Source organism: Vulcanococcus limneticus LL (assembly GCF_002252705.1).
In the GTDB taxonomy this organism is placed as follows: domain Bacteria; phylum Cyanobacteriota; class Cyanobacteriia; order PCC-6307; family Cyanobiaceae; genus Vulcanococcus; species Vulcanococcus limneticus.
Genome location: NZ_NQLA01000004.1, coordinates 173,461 through 185,783, shown reverse-complemented (window position 1 = coordinate 185,783; position 12,323 = coordinate 173,461). Strand labels below are relative to the sequence as shown.

The following is a 12,323-nucleotide window of genomic DNA, read 5'->3' as shown; positions in this document are numbered from 1 at the left end:
AGCAGCTCCGCCGCCGCGAGCCGGCCGGTGAGGCGGGTGGTGTGCACCGCCAGGGCCGCCTGGGCCAGGGCCACCGGCGCCGCCGGCGCCAGGCTGAGGCCGCCGCTCAGGGGCGCCGCCAGCACCAGCAGCTGGCGGATGCCCCCCAGCACGAGCTGGATCCCCAGCTGGGCGCCCCCCAGCAGGGCGTTCTGGGCCGAGAGCCGCACCAGCAACGCCCGGGCCCCGGCGCCCCCCATCGGCAGGCCATAGAGCTGGCAGAGCTGCAGCACCAGGGCCGTGTCCAGGGCCAGGCCGCCGGCCAGATCCAGCAGCAGCAGCGGATTGGCGGCCACCCCCGTGGCCTTCAGGGCGGCGAAGCGGCCGATCAGCCCCTGGGCCGCGGCCCGCCCCTGGCGCAGCCGCCAGCGCTGCAGGCTCTGCTGGAAGCGATCGGCGGCGCGCAGGGCATTGAGGCCCAGCAGCAGCTCGCCGCTGCCCTCCAGCAGGGCGGTGAGCTGCTGCCGCAGCGGCTCGATCCGGGGGGCGCCGGCCACGCTGCGCACCCGTCCGTCGGCGAGCAGTTCGGGCCGGCGGGGCGCCGAGGCCACCGCCAGCAGCTCCAGGTGGCGGGCGCTGGCCGGCAGGCGGCGGCGGATGCTGGCCAGCAGGGCGTCGTGCTCCGCCTCCGGCCAGCAGTCGATCCGGTTCAGCACCAGCAGCAGGGGCTTGCCGCTGGCCAGCAGCAGCTCCAGGGCCTCGGCCTCCGGCGTGGTCAGGTCGCCATCGAGCACCAGCAGCACCAGGTCGGCGCCGAGGGCCACCCGGGCCGCCAGGCGCTGGCGGGCCCGGGCGGCGATCTCGTCGATGCCGGGGGTGTCCACCAGCTCCACCGCCGCCAGGCCCGGGATCGCCACAGGCCAGCGGGCCCGCTGCTGGCGGCGGGTGCAGCCGTGGGCCACGTCCGTGGCGAAGGTGGCCTCCCCGAGCAGGGCGTTGAGCAGGCTCGACTTGCCCACCCCCACCCGTCCGAACACGGCCACCCGCAGGAGGCGCCGCTCCAGGGCCTGCAGCTGCCCCTCCAGGGCCTGAAGCTCCGGGGCCAGCCCCGAGCGCTCCCGGGCCGTCAGGGCCAGCTCAGCCCGCCACTGCTCCAGCAGCAGCCGGCAGCGCTCGGCCACGGGGGGCGGGCTGGGCGTCATGGGCTGATGGGCTCCAGCGGCTTACCGCTCTGGGGGCGGCGCCACCAGCCCGCCAGCACCGCCAGCACGGCCTCGGCGCCGATCACCCCCACGAATCCCCCGAATTCATCCACCACCACCCGCTGGGCGTGGCTGCGGCGGCGGAAGGCGGTGAGCAGCCGGTCGGCACGGATCATCTCCGGCACGAATTCCACCGTCTCGCTGTGCTGGGCCACCGTGCTGCTGCCCTCGCCGCGCACCAGGGCCGCCAGCAGCACATCGAGGCTGGCCACCCCCAGCACCTCGTCCACCTCCTGGCCAAGCACCACCCAGGAGCTGGCTCCGGACTGCAGCAGCGTGTCGCGCACCGTGTGGAGTTCCGCCAGGCCCGGCAGGGTCGGGGCCGAGACCCGCGGCACCATCAGGTCGCGGGCGGTGAGGTCGTTGAGCTGGAACACCTTGCCGATCATGGCGGCCTCATCGGCCTCGATCTGGCCCTTCTGGGACCCGAGCCGCGCCAGCAGCCGGATCTCCTCCTCGTCGGTGGTGAGCTCGTTCTCGGCCGTGATCGCCGGCATCAGCCGCTCCAGCACCAGCACCAGCGGCAGCATCAGCTTCAGCAGCAGCGACACCGCCGCGGCGCTGGCCAGCGACACCGGCAGGGCCAGGCGGCTGCCCAGGGCCTTGGGCAGGATCTCGCCCAGCAGGATCACCAGCACCGTGAGCCCCACCGAGAACAGCGGCAGCACGATCCCCCGCATCCCCAGCTTCTCGAACACCTGGGCCGCGTAGCCGCCCAGCATCAGGCTGCCGAAGATGTTGAAGCCGTTGTTGGCGATCACCAGCACCGCCAGGGCCCGGCCCATGCGGTTCTTGAGTTGCTGCAGGCTGCGGGCCCCCCGCGGCGGCTGGGGCCGACCCGCCAGCTCATGCACCCGCAGCGGATTGGCGGTGAGCAGGGCGGCCTCCACTCCGGAGCAGACGGCGGAGCCCACCAGGATCAGCGCCACCAGGGCCGCCAGGCCGATCAGCTCATTCATCGCCGTGGGGTCATCCCGCTATTCAAGCCGCACGTATTGAAGCGGCTGTGCCATCGTCGCGCTCAGCCCCTGCGCCGCTGCCCATGCTGATCGGGCCCGAGACCTTTGCCGCCCGCCGTGCCCGCTTTCTGGAGCGCCTCGGCGGTGCGGCGGCGGTGATTCCGGCGGCCCCGTTGGTGACGCACCACGCCGACGTGGAGTACCCGTTCCGTCAGAACAGCGACTTCTGGTATCTCACCGGCTTTGATGAGCCCGATGCGGTGGCGCTGTTCCTGCCCCACTGCCCGGAGAACCCCTTCGTGCTCTTCGTGGAGCCGAAGGATCCCACCGCAGAGGTGTGGAACGGGCGCCGCTGGGGCTGCGAGGGGGCCGTGGAGCGCTTCGGCGCCGACCTGGCCCACCCCCGCAGCGAGCTGGCCCAGCGCCTGGGCGACTACCTCAAGGGGGCCGAGGGCATCGCCTTCCGGGTGGGCCGCCACCCCGCGGTGGAGCCGCTGGTGCTGCAGGCCTGGGCCGGCCAGCTCGATCGCGCCCCCCGCAGCGGCACGGCCGCCCTGGGTCTGGTGGCCCCCTGCCCTTTGCTGCACGCACTGCGGCTGCGCAAGGGTCCGGAAGAGCTGGAGCGGCTGCGGGAGGCGGCCCGCATCTCGGCGGCCGCCCACGAGCTGGCCCGGGAGGTGGTGCGGCCGGGGCTGGGGGAGCGCCAGGTGCAGGCGGTGATCGAGCAGCACTTCCTCGAGCAGGGCGCCCGCGGGCCGGCCTACGGCTCGATCGTCGCCGGCGGCGACAACGCCTGCGTGCTGCACTACACGGCCAATAGCGCTGAGCTGCGCGACGGCGATCTGCTGCTGATCGATGCCGGCTGCTCCCTGGCCGACTACTACAACGGCGACATCACCCGCACGTTCCCGGTGAACGGCCGTTTCACGGGTGAGCAGCGGGCTCTCTACGAGCTGGTGCTGGCGGCCCAGGAGGCGGCGGTGGCGGCGGTGCGGCCCGGCGCCACCGCCGAGGGGGTGCACGACACGGCCGTGCGCGTCTTGGTGGAGGGCCTTCTGGAGCTGGGGCTGCTGGTGGGTGATCCCGGCGGGATCATCGAGCGGGGCGCCTACCGCCACCTCTACATGCACCGCACCGGCCACTGGCTCGGCCTCGACGTGCACGACGTGGGTGCCTATCGCCTGGGTGAGCACCACGTGGCCCTGGAGCCGGGCATGGTGCTCACGGTGGAGCCAGGTCTCTACGTGAGCGACCGGCTGCCGGTGCCCGAGGGGCAGCCGGTCATCGCCGAGCGCTGGAAGGGCATCGGCATCCGCATCGAAGACGACGTGGCGGTGACCGAGCGTGGGCACGAGAACCTCACGGCGGCGGCCCTCAAGGCGCCGGCGGCCCTGGAGCGCTGAGCCAGAGGCGCTCCAGGCCGGCTTAGGGGATGCCTGACCTGCCAGTGTCAGAGCCCCAGCAGCGGACAGGCGTGGGCGGGATGCGACGGCTACGGCGTGCGGGTCTGATCGGGCTGGCGCTGGCGGTGCTTGCCCTGGTGCTGGCCCTCGCCCTCCACCCCGCGGGATCCGACAGCGGTTCCCTTCGGGGCGCCCCGCGGACCCCGAGCCCGCCGCCGACGGATCGGGTCCGGCGGGTCGATCCCCAGGCGCTCATCGCCCAGACCGGAGCGATGCCCGTGAAGACCGGGATTTACATCAAGAACTTGCATGGCCTCTCCCTCGCGCAGCGAACCTTCAAGGCCGAGGGGTATTACTGGCTGGAATGGCAGCAGCCGTTGCAGGACCTGCTCGCTGAGGCCAAGCTGCCCGCCGCCGATCTGGTGGAGCTGTCGAATCTGGTCGACGAATATGACGCCGTCTTGAAGCCCTATGGGGACGTGAGCAGGCTGCCTTCAGGGTGGTATCGCTACCAGGTGCGCTTTTCAGGGTCGTTCTATATCCCGTACCTCAGCTTCAAGGATTCTCCCTTTGATCAAATCACCCTGCCGATTGTGCTGGAGGTCGGTCCCGACCAGTTTGCGATGCAGGAGAGGCCGGTGGTGCTGGTGCCCGATGCCAAGCCCGGCGCCCTGCTCGGCGCCTACTCGGTGGTGGACGGCTTCCATCTCCACTCGGCTGAACTCGTGCCGCTGCTGCATGCCTATGGCACCTCCTGGGGGCGGGACAGGGGCGATCTCGACTTCTCGACCATCAGCGCTGTGGCTCATCTGGACACGGATGGGGTAGCCAGTTTCATCACCTATGTGCTGCCGTTGCTCATCGTGCTGGCCATCGTGTTCGCGGCGCCGTCGCTGGAGGGGCGGCTGGGCGATGTGCGGGTTGCGATCCCCACGACGGCCCTGCTCACTCTGATCTTCCTGCAGCAGGCCTACAAGGCGAGCCTGCCTGCCCTGAGCTACCTCACGTTTCTCGACTGGCTCTATGCCTACGCCTATCTGGTGACGATGGCGCTGTTCTTCCTGTTTCTGTGGGGCAATAACGCCTGCGCCAATGTTCCAGCGGAGCAGGTGGTGTCCGTGGTGGCGAGGATCAACCGGATCGATCTGGTCTTTCAGGTGACCGCGATCGTGGGCCTGGTGCTGGTGGGCCTGCTGGTCTGGCTTCTCTGAGGGTCGGGGGTCCGCCTCAGAGGTGCTGGCCTGGCTGGCTGCCGCCGCTGCTGGCGGACAGGTGCTGAACCAGCCGCTGAGCCACCTGATCGGTGGAGGGAATCACGGCATCCGCCCCAGCGGCCAGGAGCTGGGCCTCGTAGTGGGTCCGCTCGGCTTCCCGGCCCGCCTGGTGCAGGTGGGGCGGTGCCACCGCCAGGCTGAGGAAGCGCTGGCTGGGCTGCTGCTCCCGGGCCCGCTCCACGGTGAGCACGTCGGCCACGGTGTCGCCCAGGTAGGCCACCGGCGGCGCAGCGGGCCCCAGGGGGCCGGCCAGCTCCCGGGCCAGGCGCAGCAGGCCGGTGGGATCGGGCTTGTCGGGCGCGTCGCCCATGGCGATCAGGGGTGGATCGGCCAGGCCCAGGCGGGCCTCCAGCACGAATCGGGCCGACGGCGGCTCCGCGCCGCTCACGAAGCCCCAGGCCACGCCGATGGCGCTCAGGGCTTCGAAGAACGGTCGGTCCACCAGCAGCGGCTCCTGGCCGATGAATCCCCTCCAGACGGCCGGATCACCGTCGGGGTCGCCGCCGAAGTAGAAGCCGTTGAACACCGTCACCAGGGCCGCCAAGGTCGGCAGGGGGCTGCGGCCGGGCTGGCTCAGACCGCCGCGGCGCAGCAGCTCAAGCGAGGCCTCCCAGTCGTTGTTCCAGCGGCCCTCGGCCTTGAGGGCATCGATCGCCGCCGCATCCGGCCGCTGGCCGCCGAAATGGTGCACCGTCTCCACGATGGCGCGGCGGTAGCTGGCGCCCACATCGCGGATGACGCCGTCGATGTCGAACAGCAGAACGGCGGCGGGCCCCCCGCTGGCGGACGGGCTGACGGGCAGGCTGGCCGGTGAGCTGGACGTCAGAGCAGGGGCCACGGCGGCTGGTAGGTTAGTTGTTTGTGTCTAAGCCTTGAGCGCTGAAACCATGAGCACCGAGAGCGCTGAGAGCGCCCTGGCCACGGCGGCACCTGAGCTGAACCAGGCCGCTGAGGACACCACCGAAGGCCGTCCGGTGCTGCGTGGTGCCAGCGCTGCCCTGGCCACCGCCACCATCGACGAGAACGGCGTTCCCTCCGGCCGCACCCCCAAGGCCGATGAGGGCCGCTTCCTGCTGAAGATCCTCTGGCTGCCCGACAACGTGGCTCTGGCCGTGGACCAGATCGTGGGCGGCGGCCCCAGCCCCCTCACCGCCTACTTCTTCTGGCCCCGGGAAGACGCCTGGGAAACCCTGAAGACCGAGCTCGAGGGCAAGAGCTGGATCACCGACAACGAGCGCGTCGAGATCCTCAACAAGGCCACCGAGGTGATCAACTACTGGCAGGAGGAGGGCAAGGGCAAGAGCCTCGATGAGGCCAAGCTCAAGTTCCCCGACGTCACCTTCTGCGGGACCGCCTGAGTCCGGGCACCCCACCGGCTCGCCTGCCGCAGCCCAGATGCGGCGCCGGCTGGTCCGATCCAGTCTCCCAAGGCGCCCACCAGCCCCCGCAAGGGGGCCTTTTTCATGGCCCTCACTGGCGGGACCTGAGCACCTGGCCAAAGGTGCTGTTGGTGATCACCGCCGGGGTTGTTGCCGTGTCCACGGTGAAACTGCGGGTTTCCAGCTGGCTGGTGCCATCCGGGTAGAGGAAGGTCACCTGGCCATCCAGGGTGAGCGTGCTGCCGCTGCGGCCGCTCTCCCGCAGCTCGCCGACGCTCACCCGCTCGAACTGGTTGAAGAAGCTGGGATCGAACTGGTCGGCCGCGGCTCCAGCAAAGAAACCGCGGGCGGCGTCGTAGTTCTTGCTGGAGAGGGCGCCGTAGAGCTCCTGCACCCGGGAGATGGCCTGATTCAGGTTGGCGGCGCCGCTGCTGGCCGCCTCCTGGGTGGTGGGCGGACTGGGCTCGGGTTCCGGCAGGGTCGGGGTCGCCGGTGGGGCCACCGGCTGGGCCACGGGCACGGGTGAGGGGGTCTCGCTGGCGCCGAGCTGGGGCTGGCGGCGGCCGGCCAACTGCATGAACACCAGCAGGCTCAGCAGCCCCACCAGCAGGCCGCCACAGAGGAAGGAGAGCACCACCACCAGGGAGCGGCTGCCACCCCCGCCGGCGCCGCTGCGGTTGGCCGCCAGCAGCGCCAGGGCCTGGTCCGGCGTGGGCGGGCGCGGATCGTCGAGCGGCAGCGGCAGCGCCACCAGGCTGGCTGGCTCCGGCGCGGGGGCCGGCACTGGCGCTGGGGCGACGACCGCTGCTGCACCTGCGATCGGCGGGGTGGGCAGGCCCAGCAGCCCCTGGACCACCGCCTGCATCCGCTGGCAGATGGCCGGGGTGAATACCTCCTGCAGTTCCTGCATCAGTCGCGTCAGTAGCCGCGGATCCGCCAGGGGCTCGGCCTGGCTTGCCGCGCTGTGGAAGGCGGGACAGAACACCAGGTAGCGCAGGGCCGGCAGCAGGGCGGCCTGCTCGGCGCCGCCCAGATCGCCCACCAGCGCCTGCAGCCGCCGCCCCTCCACCGGAAGGCCGCGCTGGCGGTCCTGGATGACCTGGGTGCGCAGGGCCGCGCCGAGCTGGTAGTCGTTCATGGCGGTGGGGCCGTGGGCCGGCTGGAGCCGGCGGGACCGGCATGGGCGGGCAGTGGTCCCATCCTCCTGTCCGCCGGTCCGGCCGGCCAGGTCGCGGCCAGGGCCGCCTCCAGCTCCGGGCAGGCGCCCAGGGCCTGGAGCGGCCGGAGCGTCGGCTGAGGCTCCCGGGCCAGGAAGGCCGTGCCGAGCAGGGCCCCGAGCGGATCGGTGGCGGCATTGCGCTGAAGCTGCCGGGCCTGGAGCCGGCCTGTGGCCAGCCCGGCGCTCTGGCTCTTGCGCTGCTTCAGGCTGGCGCGGATGCTGGCGGGACTGGCGCAGAGCTGGGCGATGCTGCGCCGCAGCCGGGCCTGGAGCTCCAGAGGCAGTTCGGCCGGGCTGGGGCCGGGAGTGGGCGGGGGGATCGTCGCCGGGGTGGGTGCAGCGGGCGGGTCCTGGTCGGTGAACCTGGAGCTGGGGACCAGCCTGGGCAGGGCCAGCCCCAGGGCCACTGCGGCCCCAAGGGCCAGCAGCAGGACTGGGTAGCGCCCACGCCAGTGCCCTGATCCTGGCGGCTCCGGAGCGGCGGCAGCCTGGCTGGGTTGGATCTGCCGATCCTGGTTCTGCGCCCGGTCCGGCGGCGCCACCCCCAGCTGGGCGATGGCCACGCTCACGTCGTCGCCGCTGCCCTCGCGGCTGATCTGATCCAGGGCGCTCTCCAGCAGCTCGCTCTCGCCGGCGGGGGTGGCGGCCAGGTGGGCGGCCAGGGCCAGGAAGTCGGCATCGGTGGCGCAGGACTTGCGGATCCCATCGCTGCTCAGCACCAGGGCGAAGGCCTCCCCCTCGCGGCGCGGGTAGAGGCCGCTGCGGGGGGCGAACAGGCGGGCCGCCTGCCGCTGGCACAGGCTGCAGGTGGCCTCGCCGGCCGCCAGCTCCGCCGGCTCCTCGCTGATCAGGCTGGCGCCGCCGCCCGCCGCCTCGACCCGCACCAGATCCCAGTCCCCCAGGCCGGTGTGACCCCACCAGCGCGGGCCGATCACCACCAGCCCCAGGGTGGTGCCGTAGCTGAGGGGTGAGAAGCCCTCCGCGCAGCCGCCCTCCGGGGCTTCGGCCACGGCGGCCGGGCTGGTGGTAGCCAGGCTGTAGGGATCCGGTCTGCATGGATCCGCTCCTTCCGGATCCCGCTCCCAGTCGGCCGCGATGGCTTCCAGCCAGAGGCGGTGGATGGCCTCCGGCAACTCCTGGGCCAGCCACCGGCGCCAGTGCGCCAGGTCGGCGCTGTCCGCTGCGATCGCGCCTTGGCCGGCCTGGCGCTGTTCATCGGTTGCCCGCGGCCCCATGGCCCGCTCCACCTCCGCGATCGCCAGCTCGCAGGCCAGGCGGCTGCCCCGCTCGCTGCGCCGATAGCGAGCGCCCCCGTGGCCATCGGCCACCGCCAGCACCAGCACGGGTTCGCCGGCGGCGTTGTGGCAGCGGTGGCTGAGGGAGAAGTCCTGGCAGGGTCGCCCCTGACGCCGGTGGGCCGCGCCGATGCGGCTGCAGTGCAGCGCCGCGGTGGGAGCTGGGCTGGCCCCGGAGCTCACCACACCAGGGGGCCCACGTCGTCGGTGGGATCCATCACGGTGGGCGGCAGATCCGGCAACGGGATGTTGCCGTCCGCAGTGGCCCCCGCCACCCGGCTGGCCGGCATCGAGGCGGCCCCCACCACGGCGGTGGAGGCCCACTGGATGTACTGGGCCAGGGCGGTGGCGTTGCTGGCCTGCAGGGGCCGCCGCGGCGACTTGCCTGGCCGGTGCCGGGGGGCCTGGCCACTGGCCCCGGGCACCTCGCCCGCCGGCAAGCCACCGCCGGCGCCGGGATCGCTGCCGATGAACTGCTGCAGCACCTCCAGATCGGCGTCATGGCCCATGGCGATCGCCAGGCGCACAGCCTTCTGGGCCCAGGGCTGGCGCAGCAGGGACCGCAGCCCCGCCTCGAAGTCGTCGGTGGGCTGGCCGTCGGAGATCAGCACCAGCACCGGCGGCAGGGCCCGCTCCTCCATCGGCGGCGAGCGCAGCTCCGCCGCCACCAGCTCCAGGGCCTCGCCCATGGCGGTCACGCCGCCGGCCTGCAGGTCCACCCACTGCAGCTGCTCCACCGGTGTGGGCTGGGCGATGTGCCAGCTGGCCCGATCCGCGAAGCTCACGGCCCGCACCAGCACCCGCGCCTCGGGGTTCTGGCGGGCCACCTCGGCCATGCCCGGCAGCGATTGACGGATCGCCTGGTTGAGGGCCTGCATCTTGCCCTGGGCCGCCATTGAGCCCGAGCAGTCGCAGAGGTAAATGAAGTGCAGCGGCCGGTTGGCCAGGCGGACGTTCGGGAAGGGCATCGGGCGTCACGGGCGCGCGGCGCTCAGGGAACCGGCGTTGCGCTCCTCAGCGTCGCACCCCTCTGCCTTTCCCCGGTCATGGGCGTCCCGGGTGGAGCACGGCGATCGGGCCGGCCGGGGTGATGAGCGCCCGCACCGGCGCCAGGTTGCAGGTGCGGCCTGGCTCCAGCGGCACCCGTTCGCCGCTGCCCAGTACGGCGATCCAGCGCTCGCCTGTGAGGTTGCGCAGGCCCAGCACCCCGGCGTCGCTGGGGTGGGCCTCCACCTGCGCCAGGGGCCGGCGCAGGTCCTCCTCCAGCAGCGGATCGAAGTGGTGGGGATGCAGGGCGTTCTCCGGCGCCGCGATCACCTGGCCATGGGGCAGCTGCAGGCGCAGGGGAGCGGGCAGCGCAGTGCCGCAGTTCCAGCAGCTGGTTCCGCTGGAGCCTGGCTCCGGGAAGGTCTCCTGGCCGCAGCTGGGGCAGAGCTGGCGCTGGTCGAGGGCGGCGGCCAGGGCGCGGCGCCACTGGCCGGTGAGGGCCCGCTGGCCCGGCTGTCTGAGGCCGCGGCAGAAGCTCTGCTCGAACAGGGCCTTGAGCCCCTCGGGATAGATGGGCCAGGTGAGCAGGGCCGCGGCGTGCTCGATCGGATCGGGACGGTTGCGCGCGTCGGCCGGATCGAAGATGAATACCGGGTCCTCGCCATAGAGCTTGCGGCGGGCCGGCTCATCCAGGCAGCGGATCGCCAGCTCCAGCTGGCCCCGCAGCGGATCGTGGCGGGTGAGCAGCCGGAACAGCAGCACCGCCAGGGAAAACAGATCGCTGTTGGCCCCGGGTCGGGCCTGGCCCAGCAGCACCTCCGGCGCCATGAACCCCGGCGTGCCCAGCACGCTGCCTGGGTCCTGGCCGTCCACATCCACGTTGTCGTTGTCGCAGATCAGGATGCGGCCGCTGGCCGGCTCCAGGAACAGGTTGCCCAGGGAGATGTCCTTGTAACAGAGGCCCCGCAGGTGCAGGGCGTGGAAGGCATCCGCCAGGAAGAAGCCCGCCCGCAGCACGTTGCGAAGGCTGATCGCCAGGTGGCCGCCCACATGCTCATGGGCCCCCACGTAACCCGGCGGTCGCAGATCCATCAGGTAGCCGAATCCCGGTTCGCGGCTGCGGATCAGCGCCGCGCTCTCCAGCTCGGGGCGCAGCAGGGCGATCGGCCAGAGGAAGTCGTCGTTGGGAGCGGTGGCGCGGATGCTCTCGGCCAGGCGCAGCGGCAGGCGCGGATCCCGGGCGATGCAGGCCGGCAAGTACCACTTCAGCGCTAGTCGCTCGCCGGCCAGCTCCACCTCGTACACCTGGCCCTGGGTGCCGCCCCCCAGTCCGCGCAGCACCTGCAGTGGCGCGTTGAGGCCCTCACAGCGGAGGCTGGTGCCCGGCGGCAGGATCCAGGTCACGGTGGGGGCGGGCCGTGGGGTGCGGACCGGTTCAGGCCTCCAGACTCTGGCCGATGGCCTTGCGGATTCCGTTGCGGTGCGAGAGCGCCGTGAGTCGGTTGGCGAAGGCACGGCGGCGGGCGGTGCCGTCGTGCAGCACCACCACCAGGGTGTGTTGCTTGCGCGACCCCAGCAGCACCGCCGCCACCAGGGCGCCGATCTGCAGGGGCCAGAACAGCACCGGCACGGGCAGCAGCAGCAGTCCCCCCAGACACACCAGCACCCACCAGCTGAACAGGTGGGGATGGACCGGCTGGCTGCGCACCGCGGCCGAGCGGATCTGGGGGATCGGGATCCGCTCGCCGGCGACCTCCAGGCTGGTGGCGGGGCTCGCCGGGGGAGCGGGGCTAGCGGGGGGCTGGGGTTGGCGGGTGGGGGACGCCTCGGGCTGGGCTTGAGGGCTGGTTGGCCGCTGCCTGGGTGTCCTCTCGCCGGCGGATGGGGCCGCTGGTCCAGTGCGCAGCGAGGTGGCCGGGACCGCCCCCCCCACGGGCTCCAACTGGAACAGCAGCACCGGACCGCTGCGACCCAATTGGATTGCATCGCCATCGGCGAGGGGATGGCCGGTGCCGATGCGCTGGCCGTTCACATAGGTGCCGTTGGCGCTGCCGAGGTCCTCCACCAGCCAGCGGCCGCTGCCCGCCTCCAGGCGCACGGCGGCGTGGCGGCGCGACAGGCCCGCCTCCTGGGGCAGGCACAGGCCACAGCTGGCGTCCCGGCCGATCGTGAGCGGCCGCTGGGGATGGAGCCGCACCGCCTTGGTGGGATCGTCCTGTTTGCTCAGGCGTGCGCCGGCAGGGGGGATGCCGCTGGGGGAGCCCGCCATCAGTTCCGCCCCCGGCGACGCCACCACAGGCGCCAGTCGTCGCGCAGGTCGGCCCACCAGCCGGCATCGCCCTCCCGGTAGGGGGTTACCCGGCCCGGGAACAGCAGGGCCCGGCTGGCCAGGGCCAGGCCCCCCAGCACCATCGCCAGCAGCACCCAGCCGGGGATTGCCCCGGGCCAGGTCCAGGCGAAGCTGGCCCGCACGGCGTACAGGCCGATCGTCAGCGCCAGCCACAGGCGGAAGGGCTCCCAGGGGTCCCGCTGGCGCTGCACCGGCTCACCGCCCTCGCTCGCCGTA

Annotated in this window: 12 protein-coding genes; 3 read left to right on the top strand and 9 right to left on the bottom strand. The window is 72.6% G+C overall.

From position 1 onward, the window contains the following. Both CJZ98_RS04120 and CJZ98_RS04115 read right to left on the bottom strand, forming a co-directional pair. The coding region (locus CJZ98_RS04120) for a DUF697 domain-containing protein (RefSeq protein ID WP_094588607.1) at positions 1-1,181 on the bottom strand (1,181 nt) is incomplete at its 3' end. Next, complete coding sequence (locus tag CJZ98_RS04115; RefSeq protein ID WP_094588605.1) at positions 1,178-2,200, bottom strand: CNNM domain-containing protein; 1,023 nt, start codon at positions 2,198-2,200, stop codon at positions 1,178-1,180. The genes CJZ98_RS04120 and CJZ98_RS04115, both read right to left, overlap by 4 nt. Before the next feature lie 83 nt (positions 2,201-2,283). Here CJZ98_RS04115 and CJZ98_RS04110 point away from each other — a divergent pair, with 83 nt between their 5' ends. Both CJZ98_RS04110 and CJZ98_RS04105 read left to right on the top strand, forming a co-directional pair. Next, positions 2,284-3,603 carry an aminopeptidase P N-terminal domain-containing protein gene (locus CJZ98_RS04110; RefSeq protein WP_094588603.1) on the top strand — a complete coding sequence of 440 codons (1,320 nt, stop codon included), beginning with the start codon at positions 2,284-2,286 and terminating at the stop codon, positions 3,601-3,603. Positions 3,604-3,674: 71 nt separating this feature from the next. Then, positions 3,675-4,814, top strand: a complete 1,140-nt coding sequence (locus CJZ98_RS04105; protein ID WP_198537470.1) for a ligand-gated ion channel — start codon at positions 3,675-3,677, stop codon at positions 4,812-4,814. Between the two features lie 16 nt (positions 4,815-4,830). On the opposite strand, the gene CJZ98_RS04100 is transcribed toward CJZ98_RS04105, so the two are convergent. Beyond that, positions 4,831-5,634, bottom strand: coding sequence for a TIGR01548 family HAD-type hydrolase (locus tag CJZ98_RS04100; RefSeq protein WP_255082198.1), 804 nt, complete (start codon positions 5,632-5,634; stop codon positions 4,831-4,833). Positions 5,635-5,749: 115 nt separating this feature from the next. Here CJZ98_RS04100 and CJZ98_RS04095 point away from each other — a divergent pair, with 115 nt between their 5' ends. Next, positions 5,750-6,235: a 30S ribosomal protein PSRP-3 gene (locus CJZ98_RS04095; RefSeq protein ID WP_094588599.1), complete on the top strand. Its 486-nt coding sequence runs from the start codon at positions 5,750-5,752 to the stop codon at positions 6,233-6,235. 112 nt (positions 6,236-6,347) lie between these two features. Here CJZ98_RS04095 and CJZ98_RS04090 read toward each other — a convergent pair whose 3' ends face one another. The 6 genes from CJZ98_RS04090 to CJZ98_RS04065 form a co-directional block, all read right to left on the bottom strand. Next, positions 6,348-7,394: a hypothetical protein gene (locus CJZ98_RS04090; protein ID WP_094588597.1), complete on the bottom strand. Its 1,047-nt coding sequence runs from the start codon at positions 7,392-7,394 to the stop codon at positions 6,348-6,350. Continuing rightward, entirely contained in the window at positions 7,391-8,953 is a 1,563-nt protein-coding gene (locus tag CJZ98_RS04085; protein ID WP_198537469.1) for a protein phosphatase 2C domain-containing protein, read from the bottom strand. Before CJZ98_RS04085 ends, CJZ98_RS04090 begins: the two co-directional genes overlap by 4 nt. Continuing rightward, complete coding sequence (locus CJZ98_RS04080) at positions 8,950-9,738, bottom strand: vWA domain-containing protein (RefSeq protein ID WP_094588593.1); 789 nt, start codon at positions 9,736-9,738, stop codon at positions 8,950-8,952. Before CJZ98_RS04080 ends, CJZ98_RS04085 begins: the two co-directional genes overlap by 4 nt. A gap of 76 nt (positions 9,739-9,814) precedes the next feature. Beyond that, the gene (locus CJZ98_RS04075; RefSeq protein ID WP_094588591.1) at positions 9,815-11,161 is read right to left on the bottom strand and encodes a protein kinase domain-containing protein; all 1,347 of its coding nucleotides are present in this window, start codon (positions 11,159-11,161) and stop codon (positions 9,815-9,817) included. A gap of 31 nt (positions 11,162-11,192) precedes the next feature. Then, on the bottom strand, positions 11,193-12,026 hold the full coding sequence (locus CJZ98_RS19315) for an FHA domain-containing protein (protein ID WP_094588589.1): 834 nt from the start codon (positions 12,024-12,026) through the stop codon (positions 11,193-11,195). Next, entirely contained in the window at positions 12,026-12,298 is a 273-nt protein-coding gene (locus CJZ98_RS04065; RefSeq protein ID WP_094588587.1) for a hypothetical protein, read from the bottom strand. Before CJZ98_RS04065 ends, CJZ98_RS19315 begins: the two co-directional genes overlap by 1 nt. Between the last annotated feature and the right edge of the window lie 25 nt (positions 12,299-12,323).